The organism is Citrobacter sp. Ca225 (assembly GCF_030337175.1).
GTDB classification, from domain to species: Bacteria; Pseudomonadota; Gammaproteobacteria; order Enterobacterales; family Enterobacteriaceae; genus Citrobacter_A; species Citrobacter_A amalonaticus.
The window spans coordinates 45,186-67,914 of sequence record NZ_JAOWCD010000078.1 but is presented as its reverse complement, the minus strand read 5'-3'; the positions used below and the strand labels follow the sequence as shown (position 1 = coordinate 67,914).

The 22,729-nt window shown below is 54.2% G+C and carries 24 protein-coding genes, 2 tRNA genes and 2 pseudogenes; 6 read left to right on the top strand and 22 right to left on the bottom strand.

Translation table 11 applies throughout. The annotated features are described in order from the left end of the window. The first annotated feature begins 6 nt into the window (after window positions 1-6). The gene (locus OGW13_RS12875; RefSeq protein ID WP_043000265.1) at window positions 7-1,461 is read left to right on the top strand and encodes an AMP nucleosidase; all 1,455 of its coding nucleotides are present in this window, start codon (window positions 7-9) and stop codon (window positions 1,459-1,461) included. A gap of 54 nt (window positions 1,462-1,515) precedes the next feature. Here OGW13_RS12875 and OGW13_RS12870 read toward each other — a convergent pair. Further along, window positions 1,516-1,591: transfer RNA gene (locus OGW13_RS12870), tRNA-Asn, on the bottom strand. Between the two features lie 6 nt (window positions 1,592-1,597). Between OGW13_RS12870 and OGW13_RS25725 the strand changes: the two genes are divergently transcribed. The 4 genes and pseudogenes from OGW13_RS25725 to OGW13_RS12855 form a co-directional block, all read left to right on the top strand. After that, window positions 1,598-1,750, top strand: coding sequence for a DUF5951 family protein (locus OGW13_RS25725; RefSeq protein WP_220132970.1), 153 nt, complete (start codon window positions 1,598-1,600; stop codon window positions 1,748-1,750). A 1-nt stretch (window position 1,751) separates the two neighbouring features. Beyond that, window positions 1,752-3,239, top strand: a complete 1,488-nt coding sequence (locus OGW13_RS12865) for an EmmdR/YeeO family multidrug/toxin efflux MATE transporter (protein ID WP_287116191.1) — start codon at window positions 1,752-1,754, stop codon at window positions 3,237-3,239. Between the two features lie 99 nt (window positions 3,240-3,338). Further along, window positions 3,339-3,414: transfer RNA gene (locus OGW13_RS12860), tRNA-Asn, on the top strand. Window positions 3,415-3,581: 167 nt separating this feature from the next. Beyond that, window positions 3,582-4,739: pseudogene (locus OGW13_RS12855) on the top strand (tyrosine-type recombinase/integrase); the annotation flags it as partial. Between the two features lie 336 nt (window positions 4,740-5,075). Here OGW13_RS12855 and OGW13_RS12850 read toward each other — a convergent pair. Beyond that, window positions 5,076-5,498: a YajG family lipoprotein gene (locus OGW13_RS12850; RefSeq protein WP_287116190.1), complete on the bottom strand. Its 423-nt coding sequence runs from the start codon at window positions 5,496-5,498 to the stop codon at window positions 5,076-5,078. Window positions 5,499-5,875: 377 nt separating this feature from the next. Between OGW13_RS12850 and OGW13_RS12845 the strand changes: the two genes are divergently transcribed. Further along, the gene (locus OGW13_RS12845; protein WP_051642326.1) at window positions 5,876-6,559 is read left to right on the top strand and encodes a PIN domain-containing protein; all 684 of its coding nucleotides are present in this window, start codon (window positions 5,876-5,878) and stop codon (window positions 6,557-6,559) included. Window positions 6,560-6,638: 79 nt separating this feature from the next. Here OGW13_RS12845 and OGW13_RS12840 read toward each other — a convergent pair. The 20 genes and pseudogenes from OGW13_RS12840 to OGW13_RS12745 all read right to left on the bottom strand — a co-directional run. After that, a pseudogene (locus OGW13_RS12840) lies at window positions 6,639-7,079 on the bottom strand (SEN1982 family lipoprotein); the annotation flags it as partial. 446 nt (window positions 7,080-7,525) lie between these two features. Next, window positions 7,526-8,458 (bottom strand): L,D-transpeptidase, encoded by a 933-nt coding sequence (gene ldtA, locus OGW13_RS12835; protein WP_130097213.1) that lies wholly within the window; start codon window positions 8,456-8,458, stop codon window positions 7,526-7,528. A 119-nt stretch (window positions 8,459-8,577) separates the two neighbouring features. Beyond that, the gene (cobT, locus tag OGW13_RS12830) at window positions 8,578-9,642 is read right to left on the bottom strand and encodes a nicotinate-nucleotide--dimethylbenzimidazole phosphoribosyltransferase (RefSeq protein WP_287116189.1); all 1,065 of its coding nucleotides are present in this window, start codon (window positions 9,640-9,642) and stop codon (window positions 8,578-8,580) included. Window positions 9,643-9,667: 25 nt separating this feature from the next. Next, window positions 9,668-10,411 carry an adenosylcobinamide-GDP ribazoletransferase gene (cobS, locus tag OGW13_RS12825; protein ID WP_044257577.1) on the bottom strand — a complete coding sequence of 248 codons (744 nt, stop codon included), beginning with the start codon at window positions 10,409-10,411 and terminating at the stop codon, window positions 9,668-9,670. Further along, on the bottom strand, window positions 10,408-10,953 hold the full coding sequence (gene cobU / locus OGW13_RS12820) for a bifunctional adenosylcobinamide kinase/adenosylcobinamide-phosphate guanylyltransferase (RefSeq protein WP_043000258.1): 546 nt from the start codon (window positions 10,951-10,953) through the stop codon (window positions 10,408-10,410). Before cobU ends, cobS begins: the two co-directional genes overlap by 4 nt. Next, entirely contained in the window at window positions 10,950-12,470 is a 1,521-nt protein-coding gene (locus OGW13_RS12815) for a cobyric acid synthase (protein ID WP_054176323.1), read from the bottom strand. The genes cobU and OGW13_RS12815 overlap by 4 nt, the downstream gene beginning before the upstream one ends. Next, a complete protein-coding gene (locus tag OGW13_RS12810) occupies window positions 12,467-13,282 on the bottom strand; it encodes an energy-coupling factor ABC transporter ATP-binding protein (RefSeq protein ID WP_043000256.1) in 816 nt (271 codons plus the stop codon). Before OGW13_RS12810 ends, OGW13_RS12815 begins: the two co-directional genes overlap by 4 nt. Before the next feature lie 8 nt (window positions 13,283-13,290). After that, window positions 13,291-13,968, bottom strand: coding sequence for an energy-coupling factor ABC transporter transmembrane protein (locus tag OGW13_RS12805; protein WP_043000255.1), 678 nt, complete (start codon window positions 13,966-13,968; stop codon window positions 13,291-13,293). After that, window positions 13,955-14,236, bottom strand: coding sequence for an energy-coupling factor ABC transporter substrate-binding protein (locus OGW13_RS12800; RefSeq protein ID WP_043000254.1), 282 nt, complete (start codon window positions 14,234-14,236; stop codon window positions 13,955-13,957). Before OGW13_RS12800 ends, OGW13_RS12805 begins: the two co-directional genes overlap by 14 nt. A 1-nt stretch (window position 14,237) precedes the next feature. Then, window positions 14,238-14,975: a cobalt ECF transporter S component CbiM gene (cbiM, locus tag OGW13_RS12795; protein ID WP_287116188.1), complete on the bottom strand. Its 738-nt coding sequence runs from the start codon at window positions 14,973-14,975 to the stop codon at window positions 14,238-14,240. After that, complete coding sequence (locus tag OGW13_RS12790) at window positions 14,972-15,685, bottom strand: cobalt-factor II C(20)-methyltransferase (RefSeq protein ID WP_287116187.1); 714 nt, start codon at window positions 15,683-15,685, stop codon at window positions 14,972-14,974. The genes cbiM and OGW13_RS12790 overlap by 4 nt, the downstream gene beginning before the upstream one ends. Further along, window positions 15,682-16,476, bottom strand: coding sequence for a sirohydrochlorin cobaltochelatase (cbiK, locus tag OGW13_RS12785; protein ID WP_043000251.1), 795 nt, complete (start codon window positions 16,474-16,476; stop codon window positions 15,682-15,684). The genes OGW13_RS12790 and cbiK overlap by 4 nt, the downstream gene beginning before the upstream one ends. A gap of 11 nt (window positions 16,477-16,487) precedes the next feature. After that, window positions 16,488-17,273: a cobalt-precorrin-6A reductase gene (locus tag OGW13_RS12780; RefSeq protein WP_044257574.1), complete on the bottom strand. Its 786-nt coding sequence runs from the start codon at window positions 17,271-17,273 to the stop codon at window positions 16,488-16,490. Beyond that, on the bottom strand, window positions 17,270-17,995 hold the full coding sequence (locus OGW13_RS12775; protein WP_042318211.1) for a precorrin-3B C(17)-methyltransferase: 726 nt from the start codon (window positions 17,993-17,995) through the stop codon (window positions 17,270-17,272). The genes OGW13_RS12780 and OGW13_RS12775 overlap by 4 nt, the downstream gene beginning before the upstream one ends. After that, complete coding sequence (cbiG, locus tag OGW13_RS12770; protein WP_287116186.1) at window positions 17,995-19,050, bottom strand: cobalt-precorrin 5A hydrolase; 1,056 nt, start codon at window positions 19,048-19,050, stop codon at window positions 17,995-17,997. Before cbiG ends, OGW13_RS12775 begins: the two co-directional genes overlap by 1 nt. Then, the gene (locus OGW13_RS12765; RefSeq protein WP_044257572.1) at window positions 19,031-19,804 is read right to left on the bottom strand and encodes a cobalt-precorrin-4 methyltransferase; all 774 of its coding nucleotides are present in this window, start codon (window positions 19,802-19,804) and stop codon (window positions 19,031-19,033) included. Before OGW13_RS12765 ends, cbiG begins: the two co-directional genes overlap by 20 nt. Then, a complete protein-coding gene (locus OGW13_RS12760) occupies window positions 19,797-20,366 on the bottom strand; it encodes a decarboxylating cobalt-precorrin-6B (C(15))-methyltransferase (protein ID WP_043000246.1) in 570 nt (189 codons plus the stop codon). Before OGW13_RS12760 ends, OGW13_RS12765 begins: the two co-directional genes overlap by 8 nt. After that, entirely contained in the window at window positions 20,356-20,961 is a 606-nt protein-coding gene (locus OGW13_RS12755) for a cobalt-precorrin-7 (C(5))-methyltransferase (protein ID WP_287116185.1), read from the bottom strand. Before OGW13_RS12755 ends, OGW13_RS12760 begins: the two co-directional genes overlap by 11 nt. Further along, window positions 20,955-22,094: a cobalt-precorrin-5B (C(1))-methyltransferase CbiD gene (gene cbiD / locus OGW13_RS12750; protein ID WP_043000244.1), complete on the bottom strand. Its 1,140-nt coding sequence runs from the start codon at window positions 22,092-22,094 to the stop codon at window positions 20,955-20,957. Before cbiD ends, OGW13_RS12755 begins: the two co-directional genes overlap by 7 nt. Continuing rightward, on the bottom strand, window positions 22,091-22,723 hold the full coding sequence (locus tag OGW13_RS12745) for a cobalt-precorrin-8 methylmutase (protein WP_043000243.1): 633 nt from the start codon (window positions 22,721-22,723) through the stop codon (window positions 22,091-22,093). Before OGW13_RS12745 ends, cbiD begins: the two co-directional genes overlap by 4 nt. Window positions 22,724-22,729: the final 6 nt, after the last annotated feature.

Here is a 22,729-nt window from a genome sequence, read left to right as displayed (position 1 = left end):
ACACAGATGAAGAGTAAGGGCTCCAGCCTGACGCCTGCACAAGCGCTGGAAAAACTTGATGCACTCTACGAGCAGTCGGTTCAGGCGCTACGCAGTGCCATTGGCAAGTACATTGAAACGGGGGAACTTCCCGATCTCACCGCCCGGAGTAAAGGTCTTTTTGTTTATCCATCGCTTTCTGTTACCTGGGATGGCAATGCCACCAATCCCCCGAAAACCCGTGCTTATGGGCGTTTTACTCATGCAGGTTGCTATACCACGACCATCACTCGTCCGGGACTGTTCCGCCCCTATCTGGAAGAACAGCTCACGCTGTTGTATCAGGACTACGACGCGCAGATCACCGTCGAGCCATCACAGCATGAGATCCCCTATCCGTACGTGATTGACGGTTCTGAGCTCACACTTGACCGCTCAATGAGCGCTGGGCTAACCCGCCATTTCCCAACCACCGAACTGGCGCAAATTGGTGATGAAACCGCAGATGGCATCTATCATCCCGTCGAGTATTCTCCCCTGTCGCACTTTGACGCACGACGGGTCGATTTCTCACTCGCCCGGTTACGTCACTATACCGGCACGCCGGTGGAACATTTTCAGCCGTTCGTGTTGTTCACCAACTACACCCGCTATGTGGATGAGTTTGTGCGCTGGGGATGCAGTCAAATTCTCGATCCGGACAGCCCATATATTGCGCTTTCCTGCGCCGGAGGCATCTGGATCACCGCTGAAACGGAAGCGCCCGAAGAAGCCATTTCCGATCTGGCCTGGAAGAAACACCAGATGCCCGCCTGGCATCTGATCACTGCCGACGGTCAGGGGATCACGCTGGTAAATATTGGCGTAGGCCCGTCTAACGCCAAAACAATTTGCGACCATCTGGCGGTTCTGCGCCCTGATGTCTGGTTGATGATTGGTCACTGCGGCGGCCTGCGTGAAAGCCAGGCGATTGGCGATTATGTGCTTGCTCATGCCTATCTGCGAGATGATCAGGTGCTGGATGCGGTACTGCCGCCGGATATCCCGATTCCTAGCATTGCAGAGGTACAGCGCGCCCTGTATGACGCGACGAAGATGGTCAGCGGCATGCCCGGTGAAGAAGTCAAACAGCGTCTGCGTACCGGAACGGTGGTGACCACTTCCGATCGCAACTGGGAATTGCGCTACTCCGCCTCAGCGCTACGTTTTAACCTGAGTCGCGCCGTGGCAATTGATATGGAAAGCGCCACCATCGCCGCACAGGGTTACCGATTCCGAGTGCCCTATGGCACCTTGTTGTGCGTTTCGGATAAACCGCTGCACGGTGAGATCAAACTGCCCGGTCAGGCAAACCGTTTCTACGAGGGGGCCATTTCCGAACACCTGCAGATTGGTATTCGCGCCATTGACCTGCTGCGTGCTGAAGGCGACCGTCTGCACTCCCGCAAACTGCGCACCTTCAACGAGCCACCATTCCGTTAAGAAGAACCAGAGGCAGAAAGCAAAAAGCCCGCTAAAAAGCGGGCTTCTTAAATTTGGCTCCTCTGACTGGACTCGAACCAGTGACATACGGATTAACAGTCCGCCGTTCTACCGACTGAACTACAGAGGAATCGTTGTGGAGGCTTATCTTAGCGGCGAAAAATCTTTTGTCAAACCCCATTTCAGACATGCACGGTTAATTGGCGCTTCTCTCAACAATTTGTTGCAATTGCGGAGATTTAATCGGCAAAAAACTTTGCAGCTTTTCCGTTTCTCCCTCATCATTTGAAATGAGGTTTCAACTTTCTTCTCTAAGGTCCATTTTGAACGTCTCCGCTGCCCTACGTCAGGCCGTCACCCGCACGCCCTGGTATGCCAAACGCAAGAGCTATAAGGTACTTTTCTGGCGCGAAATTACCCCACTTGCTGTCCCTATTTTTCTGAAGAATACCTGCGTTTTGCTGATGGGCGTACTCAGTACGTTTCTGGTCAGTTGGTTGGGTAAAGAAGCGATGGCGGGCGTCGGTCTCGCTGACAGCTTCAACATGGTAATTATGGCTTTTTTTGCCGCTATCGATCTGGGGACGACGGTGGTGGTGGCCTTTAGCCTCGGTAAACGTGACCGCCGACGCGCCCGTGCTGCGGCCCGGCAATCTCTGGTGATTATGACGCTGTTTGCCGTGATCCTGGCGGCGGTGATTCATTACTTTGGCGCGCAGATTATCAATGTAGTGGCAGGCGAAGCGACAGCGGAAGTGAAGGCGCTGGCGCTGACTTACCTGGAATTAACGGTCCTTAGTTATCCTGCCGCAGCGATTGCTCTGATTGGTAGTGGCGCGTTGCGCGGCGCGGGCAATACGAAAATTCCGCTGCTGATAAATGGTGGGATGAATATCCTTAATATCATTATCAGTAGCATCCTGATTTACGGAGTTTTTTCCTGGCAAGGGCTCGGCTTTGTCGGCGCAGGACTGGGCCTGACTATTTCGCGCTATATCGGCGCGGTTGCCATTATCTGGGTGCTGATGATTGGCTTTAACCCGGCGCTGCGCATTCCGCTGAAAAGTTATTTTAAACCGCTGAACTTCGCCATTATCTGGGAAGTGATGGGGATTGGTATCCCGGCCAGCATTGAATCGGTACTGTTCAACGGCGGCAAGTTATTAACGCAGATGTTTGTCGCCGGGATGGGCACCAGCGTCATTGCCGGTAATTTCATCGCATTCTCCATTGCCGCGCTAATTAACCTGCCAGGAAACGCGCTGGGGTCGGCATCCACCATTATTACCGGAAGACGTCTTGGAAACGGACAGATTGCCCAGGCGGAAATTCAATTACGCCACGTGTTCTGGCTTTCCACGATTGGCCTGACCGCCATCGCCTGGCTGAGCGCGCCGTTTGCCGGGCTGATGGCCTCGTTTTACACCCGCGATCAGGAGGTAAAAGACGTGGTTGTCATCCTGATTTGGCTCAACGCGGCGTTTATGCCGATCTGGGCTGCATCCTGGGTTTTACCTTCAGGGTTTAAAGGCGCGCGCGATGCACGTTTTGCCATGTGGGTATCGATGCTGGGAATGTGGGGCTGTCGAGTGGTTGCTGGTTATACGCTGGGGATTGTACTTGGCTGGGGTGTTGTCGGGGTCTGGATGGGGATGTTCTTCGACTGGGCGGTACGTGCAGCGCTGTTTTACTGGCGTATGGTTAGCGGACGTTGGCTATGGAAATACCCGCGCCCGGAACATCAAAAGCTGACAAAATCACCCGTTGTGTCTGAATAAACAACGAAATGAGGAATATTTCGACAAACGATCGCGATGGTGCATTCAGGCTTTGACAACGGCAGTGGGCGTCGCTAATATGCGCCCCGTTCACACGATTCCTCTGTAGTTCAGTCGGTAGAACGGCGGACTGTTAATCCGTATGTCACTGGTTCGAGTCCAGTCAGAGGAGCCAGATTAGGGGAAGCAGACGTTCACTGACGTCTGCTTTCTGCATTTATATCAACTGGTTATCCCCTTCTTCAGGTTCACCCTCGTTCACTAAAAACAACTCGAAGCTATACCCTTTTGCTGGTAAAGCTGGTTCGATTTGCGTTTTACCAGCACGCGGAGGGAACCGTCATGTCACTTACTGATACTAAAGTAAAAATGCCAGACCATGGGAAAAGGTCGTCAAGCTCACTGATGGATTTGGTCTCTACCTTCTCGTGCATCCCAACGGTTCGAAATACTGGCAGTTAGGCTACCGCTTTAATGGCAAACAGAAGGTGCTTTCCATTGGGGTTTACCCTGCTGTATCGCTTGCCGATGCCAGACAACGCCGTGACGAGGCTAAGAGGCTGTTAGCTCAGGGGATTGACCCGAACGCTAAAAAACAGGCTGATAAAAAAGTCCTTCCGGAGAAACGGGATAAAACCCGTTCGTTCCGTGTTGTCGCCAAAAGCTGGTTTACCACCAAAACAAAATGGTCAGAAGATTATGCCGACACCGTATGGAAACGGCTGGAAACCTATGTCTTCCCGGATATTCGTGACAGCAACATTTCAGATCTGGATACGGGTGACCTGCTTGTGCCAGTCAAAAAAGCGGAAACAGTTGGCTACCTTGAAATTGCCATGCGGATTAAACAATACATCACCGCGATCCTCCGTCATGCTGTCCAGCAAAAGCTTATGCGTCATAATCCCGCCTATGATATGGAAGGCGCTGTTCAGAAGTCTGAGACTGAACACCGCCCTGCACTGGAGCTGGAGGAGATCCCGCTACTGCTTGAACGTATTGATGCCTACAAAGGGCGTGGACTGACAACACTGGCGATTAAACTCAATCTGCTTATCTTCATTCGTTCCAGCGAACTTCGTTTCGCTCGGTGATCGGAAATCGACTTCAACAGTAAGTTATGGGTGATCCCCGAACAGCGGGAAGCGATTGAAAACGTCAAGCACTGGACTCGTGGGGCTAAAATGAAACGTCAGCACTTCGTTCCCCTTTGCAGGCAGGCTCTTACGATACTGAAAGCGCCAGCTTACCTATGAAGAAGGTAACGATGTCGGATTAATTTCTACTGGATGTTATGACTCATTCAAACCCATGAGTGAAAACACCATCAACAAGGCGCTGCGTAAAATGGGCTATGACACCGCACAGGACATCTGCGGTCATGGTTTTCGCACACTGGCATGTAGCGCCTTAATTGAGTCTGGTCTATGGTCAGAAGATGCTGTAGAACTTCAAATGAGCCACAAGGAAAGCAACAGCGTTCGTGCTGCCTATACCCATTATTTGTATTTTATAATTGATTCGTCTCCAGATTTTTGCTCCAAGACATCACTATACCGACCGCTGCTATTCTGTAATCGTCAAGTTTGAAACCATGATCTTACACGCATAATGTGATGTGGAAATCATTCTAAATGCGGGTTTGGCTACACCTCCATGTCGTTAACATAGATTTCTAGTTTTATTACGTTGGAATATCATGATATGTGATGAAATCAGTGGAGATCACGCAGATTGTTTTATGATAAATGCTACGCATTAATCTGTTATATTTATACCTTTAATTACCCACTTATCACATTAACTGAAAAAATGGGCAATCTATTATTCATATATTCAAAGTGTTGTTGGAAGAATATCCATAAATCCAGAATTGCCAGTTGAGACACGAAGCACTTTAGTTTCTCCAGCTTTAGTTCTGGTTTCCCGTTCTACTCTTGGTGGATTCAATCCACATAGCCCTGCACCATCTAACGATGCACCTACAATCCAATCCCCTTCATCAAGTTGAAAACTTACCTTTTCATAAGGATTTAATTTTGCAACAATTTGTCCATTAATAAATATTGAAGCATAGCATCCTGAGCCTAACATACCTTTATCTCTAATTACCACCAAAGTAGAAGGTGCTGCTTGTTGATATTTAAAGACTCTTGATTGCGGTGCTGTTGGAGCATCATATACTGAAACAGGTTGCGTTTGGCATGCTGTAAGAAGAACTGAAGATATCAACGCTAAAGTAATCACTTTAAAATTCATAATAATAAAACCCTTGTTAAATATGTAAAACAACGATAACATCGCATAATTACTTTGACATTCAGAATACAATTAAAATACTAAACATCGAAATCAACTTACCATAATAAATTAATAGAAAAAAGTTTATTCTTATCGATATTTCTCTTAACATTTGATCTCATGTCAATATTTATTCACATAAATGTTCATATCGCCCCATTCATAACTTTTACAAATAAAACACACAATTGAAGGTTACCGATCTCGCTTAACTATTATGTTCACGCATGCTATGATGTTTACACTGATATTGAGTATGCATGTTTGGAAAGAGCATGTCTGATTCGGTTTAACGTTTCATACCAAAAGCTACTGCTAGCCATGGGTGGAGGGATATGAGCAATTTTATTCAGGGAAAAGAAATAACTTATGTGATGGTTGACTATGAAAACGTTCAGCCATCTATTAGTCATTTTATTACACACCCCCAAACACATTTTATTATTTTCGTGGGTCATCAGCAGGACAAGATCCATTACGAAATCGTGTCCATGTTACAATCCATTGGGAATCGAGCTGAATATGTGAAAATTCATGGGACTGGTTCAAATGCACTAGATCTTCACATCGCATTTTTTGTAGGGAAAATAATACAGAATAATTCAATGGCTTCTTTTATCATCATTTCTAATGATAAAGGATACGACCCTTTAATTAGTTATCTCAAAAGCATTGGTACTAAAATTGTACGATATTCTATACAGGACATATCTAAAAATGATAAGCCTTATATAAATTCTGTGCTATCCATGCTATCAGATAGCCATTCCACTGAATCAGCTACGACTGCAATAAAACGTGAAAATCATATCACTCGCGTTATCAATGCACTTTCTGCTATGAAAAATAATAAACCAAAAAATCGCACCGGTCTGGGAGGAGTGGTAAAAAGTACAAGGCGCGATGGAGAAATTAATAAAGATGAGATCGACAAAATAGTTAATGTTTTAATTGATCGTGGCATAGTTAATCCAGATGGTAAGCAATTTACGTATCACCTTGATAAGCGTATAAAATAAGAAGCAAATAATTGCGCAAACATGCCCCAGCTCTGACCTTCTACGGAGCAATAGGGGCATTTAACGATCCAGCATCCTTTTAGTTAGCTTTCCAACCATTACTGCTTTTAACAAGATTTATTGCGCCATGAGCTGGTTCATTCATACCTTTGACACCAGCAAACGCTTTTTTATCCACCAAGCTCGGAACGTCAACCAGCTTCCATGTATACGACACGCGAACTACTTTCTGACCGCCTTGACCCGGTTCCGTCCATTCCTTGTTCTCGTCAACGGCACGACGACCTACACAAGCACCATCTGTTGTGCACCAGACTTTAGCTTTTACTCCTTCATCTGTGATCCCTAATACGTTCGAATCATAGCCCTGAGCAAAGACCATCATTCCCTGCTCAACAAATCCATCGAGGATCACTGAATTCGTTCCTGTGCCAGTCGAATCAAGCCGTGGCTTGGCAAGACGGATGGGGAAGCTGGTGTTATTGTTATCCAGCGAGAAGCTGTATCTGGTCTGCCCGATTCACTCTTTTTGTCATTCTTTTCCCTAAAAATGTTGATGTTCATTACATTGACGTTAACGCATCCGGCAGCATAGAGAAAGGGAATAAAGATGGCTGGCTATCTCAGCATTGGTCATAACGTATTCTTCTGCCCTTACTTATCTTTCCGGGAGGAAACATATCGGGCAATAGCGGTAATCTGTTGAATAAACGAGATAAAATTTGTAGCAGCACAGGAAAATCGTTCAGTGAGGCGTGTTGTCATAACCAATTGATAGTAATTGACTTTATAGTCATACAGCATTAAAAATGCTGGTAAATATGATGGTAAAGATAGACACCATTTTTTGAAAGCCATTAACAGCTGGAGCTACAGATGAAGTTCGAGTCCAGTCAGAGGAGCCAAATTTTGAAGAGCCCGCTTTTTAGCGGGCTTTTTGCTTTTCAGAACACCATTCCGGCGTCATTAAATGCGGGTTTGTCCGTGGCTGATGTTGACGGGCATCCCCGAACGGCGTTCGAGCGCTTCGCTGACACGGTTCGTATCCACACCCTCAGCGCTCATAAAGCTACGCATCACAGGTGTGATCGGCAGCGGGACTTTTCTGTCAGATTCATATTCCGCGCGGTTGCGGGACAGTGGTTCATGCACTTCTATCCAGCGACTACCGTCAGGTTCCGTCGTGGTTTTCACCGGCTGATCGATAATCTGCACGCGGGTGCCGACGGGCACGTTCTGGAAAAGATGTTCGATATCATCATTGCGTAAACGAATGCAGCCCTGGCTCACGCGCAGACCAATGCCGAAATTTGCGTTGGTGCCATGAATAGCGTACAGCTTGCCGATATAGATGGCGTACAGCCCCATCGGGTTATCCGGCCCCGCAGGAACGAAGGCGGGCAGGCTTTCTCCCCTGCTTGCGTATTCACGGCGGGTATTCGCAGTCGGCGTCCAGCTCGGCGCCTCTTGCTTACGCTCGACTCTCGTCACCCAGTTACGCGGCGTTTCTCGTCCTGCCTGGCCAATACCAATCGGGAAAATCTCAACCGTGTTGCTGCCGTTTGGATAGTAGTAAAGACGCATCTCCGCCACGTTCACAACAATGCCCTGACGAACGGTAGCAGGCAGAATGATTTGCTGCGGCACAACCAGCGTTGAACCCGACTTCGGAAGGAACACATCCACATCCGGATTCGCTTCCAGCATATTACTCAGCCCCTGCCCATACTGAGCGGCAAATGCTTCAAGCGGTTGCGTATTCTTGTCGGGAACGGTAATCGTCAGCGGATTTCCAACCAGACGACTTCCTTCAGGCGGCAGTGGATAGCTGACAGCCAGCGCGCTCTGGCTTGCAAGCAGCATAAATAATGAACAAAACAATTTTACACGAGGCAACATTTCCCTTTCCTCAGTCGCGGCAGATGTGGGCAAATTATAGCGTTTTTAAAGGCGATTAACCTCTTCTCTCACACTGACCAGCAAACTGCGCGGTTTACCGGCCAGGCAAGGTCACTTTATTACGCTTCTTTGCCATCCGGCAGCACGATATTGCTGGCCGCCAGTTCTCCCATGTTGCTGTACATCGCGCAGGCCGCTTCCACAATCGGCATCGCCAGTGCAGCACCGCTCCCCTCCCCCAGGCGCATTCCCATGTTGAGATAAGGTTCGAGCTCCAGGTGCTCCAGCGCAATCCGTGCGCCCTTTTCGGCGGAGAAATGTGATGGGATCAGATACGGTTTGATCTCCGGCGCAATCTGACAGGCGGCCAGCGCAGCGGAATAGGACAGGAAGCCATCCAGCAACACCGGTAAACCGCAGGACGCGGCGCCCAGGATAACTCCCGCCATGCCCACCAGGTCAAATCCACCGACTTTCGCCAGTACATCCACCCCATCATGCGGATTGGGCTGGTTGACGGCAATCGCCCGGCGAACCACCTCCACTTTATTGCCTACACGGGAAAGCGGCAGGTTAGCGCCAATTCCCACCACCGCTTCAGCCTCACTGCCTGTCAGGACGCTAACAATCGCCGCAGCAGGCGTGGTATTCGCCATCCCCAACTCGCCAACGCCAAACAGCGTCACGCCGCGCTGCGCCTGTTCGCGTGTGTAGCGAATGACTTCCAGCAGTAGCTCTTCCGCCTGCGTACGGCTCATCGCAGGGCCAGTGGCGATGTTTCCACACCCACGTGCGACGCGCATGTTCACTACGCCGGGGATGAGTTCAGCATCAATCCCCACGTCGATCACATGAACCTTTGCACCGGCATGAGCGGCAAGCACACAAACGCCCGTCGTGCCGCGCGTCATATTTGCCGCCTGAATGGCGGTCACCACTTTAGGCGAAACGGCAACCCCTTCATCCCAGACACCGTGATCGGCGCACATCACCAGTATCGCTTTTTCACCGACACGCGGTACACCGTGTAGACCTGGCATACCGGCCAGCTGTATCGCCAGCGCCTCCAGCCGACCCAGGCTACCAGGCGGTTTAAGCAGGCCATCAATATGCTGTTGCGCGCGTGTCATCGCGCCACGGTCTGGCGGCGGAATTTCGCGGAGTAAAGAGGTTAACGTTTGCATATGCGTTCTCATTGTGTTGGCTGACTCACAGCAGAGCCAGCAGGAATATCAACTCGCCAAGTTCTATTGCCGCACCCAGCGTATCGCCGGTTTGCCCACCCAACGTCCGTTTTAACAGTTGTCCCAGCAGGAAGACAGACACCATCGTCACGACCAGTGCCGCCACCCCCTGCATTCCAGGCAACAGAACCGCCGCCAGAATCGCGGCCAGACCAAGGGTAAAACAGGTTTGCGTCCCGGTGACATGACCGATAAACACGTTGCCTAATCCCTCTTCACGGGCGTAGCGGTGGCGATACATCAACAACACGGCTGTCCCACGCCCAACGGCACAGGCGGCTGCCAGCGCGGCCAGCACAGGAGTGCCGCGTAGCGACAGTTCACTGATCACCAGCACTTTCGCCAGCAAGACAAAAATGAGCGCCAGACCGCCGTGCGTTCCCAGTCGGCTGTCGCGCATAATCTCCAGCATACGTTCGCGGCTGCGGGCGGAGAAAACGCCATCGCAGGTATCAGCCAGACCGTCGAGGTGAAAGCCCCCGGTCATCAGCGCCAGCGCTAACACGGTAAAGAGCGCCGCCAGTGGTGCGCCGCACCAGGGCTGAAAGAGCATAAACACCAGCCCACTCAACGCGCCGAGTAGCAGACCGATGAGCGGGAAAGTCACAATACCGCGAGAATACTGATCGAATTCCAGTCCCTGCGACCAGCGACCCGGAACGGGCAAACGCGTAATAAAAGAGAGCATTGCCCAGAACAACTTACTCATTTAATTTTGACTCCAATACCAGATACCACCAGCCAGACCTCATCCGCCGCTGCCGCCAGACGCTGATTCACACGCCCGGCGATATCCCGAAAGTGCCGCGCCAGACGGTTTTCCGGCACGATCCCCATCCCGACTTCGTTGGTCACTAGCACCACCCTGGCCGGACATCGCTGACAGGCCGCGATCAGCGTCTGGATCTCCGCCTCAATCGCCGTTTCCAGCGCGGCGTAATCCCAGCTATCGGGGTCACTGTCGCCGCCCAAAGCAAACAGCAGGTTAGTGACCATCGTGGTGATGCACTCCAGTAGAATGGCTTCATCCGGCGCGTTATCCGCAGTGATCAGCGCATCAAGATGCTGCCAGCGCTCGGCGGTACGCCAGTGCGCTGGACGTCCATCACGATGATGCTGAATGCGCGCTGCCATTTCGTCATCAAAAATCTGCGATGTCGCGATGTACAGCACCTGCGGGAAATCAGCGATCAGGGCTTCGGCATGACGACTCTTACCGCTGCGTGCGCCGCCAGTGACCAGAATCATCATACTGACTCCCGATGTTGCTGCATGATGGTATAAATTTTCTCAATATCGATGTGTTGCCGCATCGCATCCGCCAGCAGATCAAACTGCTGCGATTTATATTGCGCGTATTGGAAGGTGGGATCCAGGGGAGTCAGCCCCTTACGCACGCGCAGGCCATTGACCAGCGCTCGCGTAAAATCATCACTGTCGAACAAGCCATGCAGATAAGTCCCAAACGCTCGTCCGTCGGCGGTGACGGCACCATCCGCGACGTTTTCGCCGTGCTTCTGCAGTTGCATCACCGACTGGCAATCGCCGTTCAGCGTCGTTTCGCCCATGTGAATTTCATAGCCGCGCACTGGCAACCCGGACGCCGCAGACAACCAGTCCGGCAGTGTCGACGACATCGTCGCCGTTACCTGGGTTGTGGTTTTCCGCTGGGCAAAATGCGTTACCGTATCGAGCAGCCCCAGACCCGGTAGCGTTCCCAGCCCTGACTCGACCTCATCGATAATGGTCTCGCCCAACATCTGGTAGCCACCACAGATCCCGACAATGGGGATGTTTTGTTGGTGCGCCTGCAAAACCGCGTGGGCCATGCCGCTTTCACGTAGCCACACCAGATCGCCGAGCGTATTTTTACTGCCCGGCAGGATCACCAGGTCAACGTCCGCCAGTTCTTGCGGATGACGCACATAGCGCACGCGCACATCGGGCTGCGCGGCCAGCGCGTTAAAATCGGTGAAATTGGAGATATGCGGGATCTGCACCACGGCAATGTTGATGTCGCGTTTTTCGGTGCGCAGGTATTTCCCTTTTTGTAGCGCCACGCCATCTTCATCTTCGAGATCGACATCCAGCCACGGCATCACGCCCAGCACGGGAACGCCGGTCAGGCTTTCAATCTGCTCAATACCGGGATTAAGCAACGCCACATCACCACGAAACTTATTGATGATCACCCCTTTCACCCGCGCACGCTCGTGTTCATGCAGCAGCGCCAGCGTACCGTAGATTGAGGCAAACACCCCGCCGCGATCGATATCGGCGACCAGGATCACCGGGCATTGCGCCATCTCGGCCATCCCCATATTGACGATGTCGCGGTCACGCAGGTTGATCTCCGCCGGACTACCCGCCCCTTCCAGCACCAGTACATCAAACTCCTGCGCCAGACTGGTGTAAACGGAAAGGATCTGCTCGCGCAGACGCGGCTTGTATTCGTGATAGCTGACCGCATCCATATCGGTCGCCACCTGTCCCATCAGCACCACCTGCGCCTTGCGATCGCTGGTCGGTTTCAACAGCACCGGATTCATGCGGACATCTGGCACAATGCCCGCCGCTTCGGCCTGGAAAATCTGCGCGCGGCCCATCTCTTTCCCCTCCGGCGTGATGCCGGAGTTAAGCGCCATATTCTGCGACTTAAACGGTGCGGTCCGCCGACCATCCTGATAAAAAATGCGGCACAGTCCCGCTACCAGAACACTCTTGCCGACGTCAGACGCCGTTCCCTGCAACATAATGGCCTGCGTCATGACGCCTCCTTGATTGCGCGTTGTCGCATACAACGGAAAAATTCATCTTCGGTTTTGCACAGCGGCATACCTAGCTCTGCGTGCAGTTTCACCAGCCAGGGTTGCGTTAACCCGGCCTCTTCAATCAGTTCTGTACGGGCAAAAACCTCACCCGGCTCACCGTGCGCCAGCACTTCGCCATGACGTAAAACGTAGACGGCATTGCTGACTTCATAAATCAGATCAATATCATGGCTGGAGATCACCACGTGATTTCCCTGCGCCACAATCCGTTTGATGATGTCGATCATCTGGCTACGTCCTGAAGGATCAAGCCCCGCCGTGGGTTCATCCAGTAACAGGTATTTTGCCCGTAGCACCAGCGCACCGGCGATGGCCACCCGCTTCTTTTGTCCGTGGCTTAAGCACTGAATCGGCTGCTGGCGAAAATGTTGCGCATCTACCAGCGTCAACGCCTCGTCGACTCGTCGGGCAATTTCTCCCTCCTCCACGCCAAGATTGCGCAGGCTGAAGGCGATATCGCTGTCGATATCGGTGTAGAAAATTTGCTGATCGGGATCCTGAAACACCGTCGCGACCTGCTGACGCAGCGCCAGCAGGCCACGCTTACTGTAGTCCAGCGGTTTTCCCTGCCACAATACCGCGCCCTGTTGCGGTCGCAGTAATCCGCTCAGATTCATAAATAGGGTGGATTTCCCACAGCCGTTGGCTCCCACCAGTCCGGTGACGGCATGCTGTGAAAAATCCAGCGTCAGCCCTTTAAGTACCTGCGCATCCTGATAACGAAACCAGAGTTCGGTGGTGGCAAGCATGCTTTTCCTTACAGGTGAAAATCGCCCTGATACAATTTGATATCTAACGTCGCCGCCATTTGCTGATAGCGAATCAGCACCCGGGTAAACAAAACGCCCACCAGCATCGCCAGCGAGCGATAGCCAATCGGCAGACTACGATAGCCAAAACGCAGCGTCTGCGCGCGATGAATCGCCATCGCTTCATCTAACAGAATAAAAATAAAGCGCCAGGTCAGCAGGATCTGTTCCGTCAGCAGACGCGGTATCCGCGCCCGTTTGAGCAGTAAAATCAGTTGCGGAAACGGCAGGTTAAGCACCAGCCAGAACGTGGCGGCCAGCGCGGCCAGACTCCGCCAGAACGTCTCGTTCGCGGTGTGCAGCCCAGACGCCGTGACCCCCAGCCAGTAACTGCCAAGCGGAAAACTGACCAACAGCGTTTGTGGGTCGCGGCTGACGCTGAACAGAATCGTCACCACCCCCACCACCAGAAAACCAAACGGCAGCGCCATCCAGCGACACCAACGGCGCAGGGAGATGCGCAGCAGCCAGCAGGTCAGCCCGGCAATCAGCGCCAGCTCGATACCCTGCCCCCAGGCGGGCAGGGTAAACGCCAGAGTCATCAGCAGCAGCCAGAACAGGAACTTACGCTCTGGTGCGACGTGAAACCAGCGGCTCTGATAGCTCAGTCGATCAAGCCCGGTCATCACGGCGTTGTCTGCCTTTGGTGTAGCCCAGAATATAGAAAATCACCGCCGCGCCGAGCGAGCCTTGCAACGTAAACAACAGGCTTTCAATTTCCCCGCTCGCCGGTTCATACAGCGGCTGGAACCACGGCTCATAATGCGGAGCAACCACCTGAATCTGGCTTTCCGCTTCACCGTCCGAGCCACCGTATTCACCACCGTGATTGATAAAGAACGGCAACACGACCAAAGCAATCACCATGGCTAACAATATCAGCGTCTTTTTCATGTTAATGTCCTTGCGCGGTTATCAGTTGCCGTTTCGTCAGCTGGTCGTAGATCATCACGGTCAGCAAGCCTTCGGCGATAGCAATCGGGATCTGCGTCAGGCAGAAAATCCCCATAAACTTGACGACAGACCCTGTCGCACCCGCTTCGGGATCCGGGAAGGCCACGCCAAGCTGTACAGATGTCACAAGGTAAGTCACCAGATCCGCCAGCATGGCGCAGAGGAAGACGCCAACATCACGACGGATCCCGGCGCGACAGGCCATCTTCCACACCATATAGCCGACAACCGGGCCAATCACCGCCATCGACATGCCGTTAGCGCCCAGGGTGGTCAAGCCACCGTGCGCCAGCAGCAGCGCCTGGAACAGCAGTACGATAGCGCCGAGAACCGCCACCACGCCCGGACCAAACAGGATCACCGCCAGCCCGACGCCTGTCGGATGTGAGCAGCTACCGGTAACCGACGGGATCTTCAGTGCCGACAGCACAAAAATAAACGCCCCGCACAGCGCCAGTAGCACTTTCTGATGGCTGTCATCCATCACGATATGTCGCAGGCGCACCAGTCCGTACCACAGGCACGGTAAAAACAGCAACCACCAGGCCAGCGCCCACATCGGCGGTAAAAATCCCTCCATGATGTGCATGGCGAACGCCTGCTCCGGCACAATCATCAGCAATAGCGCCGCAGCCAGACCACTGAATGACAGCTGTTTCAGCTGTTGTTCGAGTTTCATTCTGCATACTCCCACTGTTTGTTGACCAGGATGGTCGAGAAATAAGGCAACGGCTGATCGTCGCTGACCTCGTTGAGATGCCGCCAGCACAGCTCTCCAGGGAGCGTGGCCTCGGACATCATCAGTGCACAATCCAGTAATCCGGCCTGATCCAGCAGCGCTTTAATCCGCGCAAAGCGACCATAGACCTTCATCAGTACCAGACTGTCGTGTTGACGTAGCGCCTGGGCGATCTCCGCTTCCGGTGCGGTACAGGAGATCACCGCCAGCGACTGCTGTTCCATCGCCAGCGGCGTTTTGGATCGGGCGGCAATGGCGGCAAACGACGTCACACCAGGCACGATCTCCAGCCAGTCAGGACACCCGATGCGCTGTAGTAAAAAGACCCAGGTGCTGAACAACATGGCGTCACCCAGGGTGATAAATCCCACCTGTTTGCCTGCCTCCACTTCCTTAACCAACGCCGCGGCCACTTCATCCCAGACCGCCTCTTTTTCCGCGCTGTCTGCGCTCATGGGGAAATGGCAGCAACGAATTTCTGTGTTCGTGCCGATGTACTCCCGCACGATGGAAAGCGCGAGGCTGTCGCCACCCTTACGTCCCGCCGGGGCATAGAGAATATCCAGTGAACCCAGAATACGTGAGGCGCGAACGGTAATCAGATCGGCTGCTCCCGGGCCAGTGCTCAGGGCGTACAGTTTGCCGCTCATGCCGCTTCCTCCATCGCCACGCTCAGCGCTTGTTGCAAATGCGCGACGAACATCGCCCGCACCGCCGGATTTTCGCCAAGACCGCTCAGCCACGGCGTTGCCGTGATCCCCGCCGCCGTAAACAGCGTTTTCCACGAATCATCGTCGTCCGAAGCCATATCATTGATGGCGTGATCCCCTGCCACCAGCATCAGCGGCATCAGATGGACGGCTTTGACCCCCTCTTTGCTCAGGCTCTCAATCAGAATATCGACTTCCGGATAGCTCTCCACCGCGCCGACGCGCGCCGGGAAGCCCTGCGCCATCATCATGTGGTCGAGGCAGGCATAAGCGGCAAACGCGTGATGGCTGGCGCCGTGGCCCATGAATACCACTTTCTCATTGGCGGCGGGGACAGGCATCTGCTGTTTCAGGGCGAGCATTAACTGCGCGTAATCGTCATGGCTGCTCAACAGCGGCACGCCCAGCGTCAGGCGGGCAAACAGCGGACGCAGAGTCTGCACTTCACGGACAATTTTTTCATATTCGTCGCCGTTAATGATGTGCAGCGACTGAATCGCCACATCCTGATATCCCTGATCAGCAAGCTTTTGCAGCGCCTGCAGCGGGGTATCTATCTCAATACCATCACGCTGTTTGAGCTTGCGAATAATCATTCCAGAGGTAAAGGCACGGAACAGGGTGCGGTCAGGACAGCTGGCGGCCAGATCGCGCTCGCAGGCCACAATGTTCTTCTCGCAGGTATCGTGATAGCTGGTGCCAAAGCTAACCACCAGAAGCGCTTTTTTCATTTTCTGATTCCTTAAGCAGCGGCCAGCCAGCGCGCCAAACGTTGCGCAAATGCGGCCTGACTTTCCAGTAACTCATCTCCCGTCACCAGCGGCGCCGGGCGGGTAATCACGATGCAGGGAATACCTGCATCCAGACAGGGTTGAACCTTTTCCTGATAACCGCCCTCTGCGCCAGAAGCCTTGGTTATCACGACGTCAGCCTGACACTGACGATAAAACGCAGCGTTAAATTCAGCGCTGAACGGCCCGCACAGCGCGAACGTCTCGCCTACGCCAAAGCCCAGATCGGCGCACTGTTGAATCACCTCGGGGACGGGCAACACGCGGGCGAGCAGCGTTTTTTCCGGCAACCCCGCGCGCCACAGCGCCAGATCTTTACTTCCGGTGGTCAGCAGTACGCGCTCGCCAAAACGTCGTGCAACGTCACACGCCTCGGCAATGCTCTGTACAGTGAAGAGCAGCGGATGCGTCAGTTCACTAAGCTGTTCCGGGCGCTGGTAGCGGCTCAGCAGCACGCCAGCCCGCTCGCAGGCGCACAGAATATTGCGGCTCACCACTTCGGCATACGGGTGCGAAGCATCGATCACCCATCGCGTTCCGTTCTCCTTCAGCCAGTTCACCATTTCATCCTGCTCGAGCCGACCACAGCGCACCTGCCCCTTGATATCGCCAGCCAGTTGTTTCCCGGTCGGCGTCGCCACCGACAGGGTGTAAGCCACATTGGCGGCATCCAGTTGCTGGCACAGCGCACGGGCATCGCTGGTGCCGCCCATGACCAGAACCTCACCAAAACTCACAGCACGTAACCTCGTGGCGTGATCATCAGACCGTCCTGCACATAAGTCGCTTTGTTACCGACGATCACCAGACTGGTCATATCCACCGGTTCAAAATCCATCTCGCCCAGCGTAGTCAGCCATTTTTCCTGCTTTTTACGCCCGGCAGATTTCACCACTCCCACCGGCGTTTGCCCGCTCTTACTGGCGGAAAGCAGTTCAAATGCGCGCGCCAGATGTCCCTCACGGCCCCGGCTGCGCGGGTTGTAGAAGCAGATGACGAAGTCCGCTTCTCCGGCGGCGATAATACGTTTTTCGATAACCGGCCACGGCGTAAGTAAATCGCTTAAACTGATGTGACAAAAATCGTGCATCAGCGGTGCGCCGAGCAGCGACGCCGCCGCGATACTGGCAGTCATCCCCGGGATCAGGCGCACTTCAACGTCCAGTTTCTGTTTGCTGACCAGCTCCAGCACCAGCCCCGCCATACCGTAAATACCGGCGTCACCGCTGCTGATCAGCGCCACGTTGTGTCCGGCCTGCGCCAGTTCAATCGCCGCATGGCAGCGCTCGATCTCTTTGCACATGCCGGTTTTGATCACCTGCTTGTCACCGGTAAACGCTTTGACGAGGTGAGTGTAGGTTTTGTAACCCACAATAATTTCTGCCGCCTGCAGGGCCTCAACGGCTTCCATGGTCATCATGGCCTGTGAGCCGGGGCCGATTCCGATTACGGTTAACATCAGTGTGAAACTCCCAAAGTGATAGTGACGCCCTGCTCACGCAAGGTTTCGCCGGTCAATTGCCCATGACTCAGCAGCCATGCTGCCGGACCCGAGACGCTTCCAACGCCGACCGTCTGGCTAACAAACGGCGAAGCCGGAAAGTGATGTTCATGCTCACGCAGCGCGTCAGCGGTAAAGGTTTCAAACGGCACACGCCAGCAGGAGGCAAGTTGGATCAGCCCCTCTTCGTCTTTCTTGAGCGACACACTGCCGATGGCTTTCAGCGCCAGCGGATCAAAGCGCTGCGCTTCAAGCTGACGCGCCAGCAGCGCAGCCAGTAGTGGGAACGGCGTATCGCGACGACAGCCAATGCCAGCGACCACCCGTTGTGGCACCAGTTTCCAGTGTTGAACCGGAATATCCGGCAATTCGTTACGTAACGTGACGCACACCAGCGCATCCAGTTCAGGCAACTGCTGGAGATCGGTAACGGTAATGAACCCACGGCGATCGCAGTGGCGGACGTCTTCATCCAGTTCTTCATCCCACCACAGTCCCACGCGCTGGTTGCTCACCAGCATCTGATTCACCGCTTTTACTGCGGTGCGAAAGTCGGTCATACGGGCGTTGAGCTGAAACGCGAGGGTGTCCAGTGCCGCCATCTCATTGACATCGGTGGCAGTGGTAATCACCGGATCGGCGCCCAGCATGCCGGCGAGATAACGGGTCAGCGCGTTCGCGCCGCCCGCATGGCCGGAAAGCAGGCTGATCACATGCTGGCCGCGCTCGTCGATCACCACCACCGCCGGATCGCTGAACTTGTCATTCACCAGCGGGGCCAGCACGCGCACCGCGATGCCGGTCGCCCCGATAAAAATCAGCGCGGAATAGTTCGAAAACGCGTCGCGCGCGGCGTGGGCGAACCCGCCGTCGAACGGTAAGAAACCGTCCTCCAGCAATTTTTCACTGGTAAAACAGGTCAGCGGTAACATCGCTGCCAGCCGTTTAGCCAGCATTACACCGCCGGGCGTCAGGCAAAACAGCGCGATTGATTCAGGCTTTACGGTATTCATGGCTAAAGTCCGCGGCATAGAGTCTGGAGTAGTGATACTCATCTCCGAGGAAATTCCCGACCAGGATGAGCGCCGTTTTGCGGATCCCGGCGTCGCGCACTTTATCGGCGATATCCGCCAGCGTGCCACGCACGGTTTGACTTTCCGGCCAGGTCGCTTTGTAGATCACGGCCACCGGTGTGGTCGCCGGGTAACCGCCCTCAATCAACCGTTCCGCAACCCGGTTGATACGCTGGACGGAGAGATAAATTGCCATTGAGGTCTGGTGGCTGGCGAACGATTCCAGTTGTTCACGTTCTGGCACCGGCGTGCGACCTTCGAGTCGCGTAATAATCAGGCTTTGCGAGACTTCCGGCACGGTGTACTCAACCCCCAGTTCCGCCGCCGCGCCGAGGAAAGCGCTGACCCCCGGCACCACCTGCCAGGGGATACCACGTTTGGTCAGCTCTTCCCCCTGTTCGCGCACCGAGCCATACAGCGACACGTCGCCGGTTTGCAGGCGCACTACCGTTTTTCCGGCCTTCACCCCCTCTTCCATCAGGGTGAGGATTTGCTCAAGATGCAGTTCCGCACTGTCGTGGCACTCTGCGTCCGCCGGACAATACTCCAGCAACTCAGTGTTAATCAGCGATCCGGCATAAATCACCACCTGCGCCTGTTGCAACAGCCGGTAACCCTTAAGCGTAATCAGCTCCCGGTCACCCGGACCTGCGCCGACAAACCACACACAACGGGGATCAAATGTCTCAGACATGGCGTTCTTCCTTCTGGCAGGCGATGACAAAAACGGGGTTGTTCGGTTTGAAATAGTGACCCGCACCCAGCGTGGTCAACGACGAAATCTGCATTTGCAGGCAGTCCACGTCCTGCACACCGCGCTGTTGCAAATGTGCCAGCGCGGTGTTGAGGTTTTCCTGTAGGATGAAGGTCATCACCAGGCGTCCACCAACGTGCAACTGGCGCATAGACCAGTCGATCAGTTCCGTGAGATGTCCCCCACTGCCACCCATAAAGACGGCATCGGCTTTCTCGGTCATCATCATTGGCGCTTCACCCGGCAGAATATCGATATTCGCGCAGGCGAAATGCTGACGGTTTTCGTCGAGTAAACGCAGCGCCGCCGGATTGCGCTCGATAGCCGTAATGTGTAGCGACGGAAACTGTAGCGCGGCTTCGATGGACACACTGCCGGTTCCGGCCCCGATATCAATCAGGTGACTGGCCCGGTGCAGTTCAAGTTTTGCGAGAGCGAGCGCACGTACCGCTTCTTTGGTCATCGGCACCTTCTCACCGCGCAGGAAAAGCTCATCTTTCATCAAGGATCACCACTGCATTCATCTCATATTCGGCATGGACCTCGCTGACGCGCAGCCAGTGGATCCGTTCGTTTTCCATCGCCAGGTTTTCACCAATCACCATCCAGCGATCGCCCTTTCCTCGTGCAACCAGTTGTGCAGCAATGTCACGCGGCCCGCACTGACCGTCGGTGACCATTGCCACCTTGTTATGCTGCGCCAGCGTATCGAAACAGACGCTGCGCCCGTGGCTACTGGTGAGCCACATGTCATTCATGTCGATTCCCGACTGCGCGCACAGATACTGCACCGCGCTGATACCTGGAATGATGCGTACCTGCGCAACGCCAAAATGCGCCACCATCCGCGTACCGATGCCGTAAAACAGCGGATCGCCAGAAGCCAGAACCACCACCCGCTTATCCTGATGCGCCGCAATCCATGCCAGCAGTTCGGGAATGTTGGCGCCCAGCGCAAACTGCTCGCCGCGAAAGTCCGGGAACTGCTGCAAATGGCGCTTACCGCCGACCAGCACATCGGCCTTATCAACCGCCGCGCGCGCCGCCGGCGTCATCAGGTGCAGACCGGCTGGCCCCATCCCCACGACCGTCAGCATTGCATCTCCCGGGCGATAGCGTCGACGGGGCGGTTGCTACCCAGAACCTGGTTATCAAACGAAAACATGATCGCGTCGCAGGTCGGCGGGGTTTTGGTAAAGCGCAGCATCTGCATCACGCGCTGACAGATGCGTTCAGCAAGATGGTTGTAGAGGTGCTGAAAGCCGAACGCGTCGATGTGCTCCATTGCCGCTTCAGTGGTGTCGCAATCGCTTACCAGCGTCAGCAACTCCCGCGGCGCGCCGAGCAGCGCCAGATGCGCCACCAGCGTTTCCATTCGCGCATCGGCTATGTGGCTGTGGGTATGGAAGATCCCGGCAGCAATTTTGATCAATTTCCCAGGATGACCGACGAGCACGACCTGGCGAAATCCCAGCCGCACCGCCTCTTCAATCATGTAGCCGACAAAGTTGCTCATGGTGACCACCACGTTGGTATCGATGCCCATCTGTTCGCGGACGAAACGCTCACCATGATTACCCGGCACCAGAACTACCCGCTCCAGTCCGGCGGCACGTTTGATTTCCAGCTCCAGCGATAACGACCGCTTCCAGCTCTCTTCGGACATGGGGGTCACAATACCGGTGGTGCCAATAATGGAAATTCCGCCAAGAATACCGAGACGCGAGTTGTAGGTTTTTTGCGCTCGTTCTTCGCCTTCCGGGGCAAATATTTCGATTTCCGCCCCGCGTACCGGGCCTATCGCCTCACGCACGGCGGACTCAATGGTGTGACGCGGGGTGCGATTAATTGCCGCGCTGCCGACAGGCAGACCAATCCCCTTGCGGGTGACGGTGCCGACGCCTTCGCCCCCGGACAGGACAATTTCACCGCTGTCATTCAGCGTGACGCGGGCGAAAATCAACATCCCGTGGGTGGCGTCGACATCATCGCCACCATCTTTACGGATCGCGGCAATGGCCTGCTGTCCTTCAATGTGTGGAGATTCCACGTTCAGACACAGAGTGACGCCGGAAGGTGTGACAATCGATACCTGATGGATCAGATGCTGACGCAACACCATCAGCGCGGCGACTTTTGCCGCCGCCGTGGCGCACGATCCAGTGGTATAACCTTTGCGCAGCGCTTTGCCGTTATGCCAGACGGGCGCGTCGAAAGACTGATCGCTCATCGCGCCCCCTGCATGTAATACAGCATGGCGTTCACGATCGCCGCCGCAACGTTACTGCCGCCTTTGCGTCCGAGGGCGGCAATGGCGGGCAATTGGCTGTGCGTCAGCGCCTCTTTGGATTCCGCCGCGCCGACAAATCCCACCGGCACGCCGACGACGCCGCTTACCGCTACATCTTTTTCCAACAGGCGAAACAGCGCAGTGGGCGCGTTGCCAAAGACAAACACTTTTTCGCCTTCTTCCGTCACGGCAATGTCGACAGCCGCCATTGAGCGAGTGATACCCTGCGCTTTCGCTTGCGCTACCACGCGCGGATCGCTGATATAGCAGCGACACTCGCCCCCCGTCTTCGCCAGCAGGGTTTTATTGATCCCCGACAGCGCCATGGTGGTGTCGGTATAGATAACCGATGGGCGACTTAGCGCTGCACAAAGTTGTTCCAGCGCATCATCCGAAAACCAGAGAATATCCAGCCAGTCGAAGTCAGCGGTGGTATGAATCACCCGTTTGATGATGGCTTCATGTAGCGGACTGGCAAACTGGTACTCCGGGCGCGTTTCATGAATGATCTCGCCAATGATGTCAAAACTTTTGGCTTCAATCGCCTGGGGTTGCTGGATGTATTGCATTGTCAT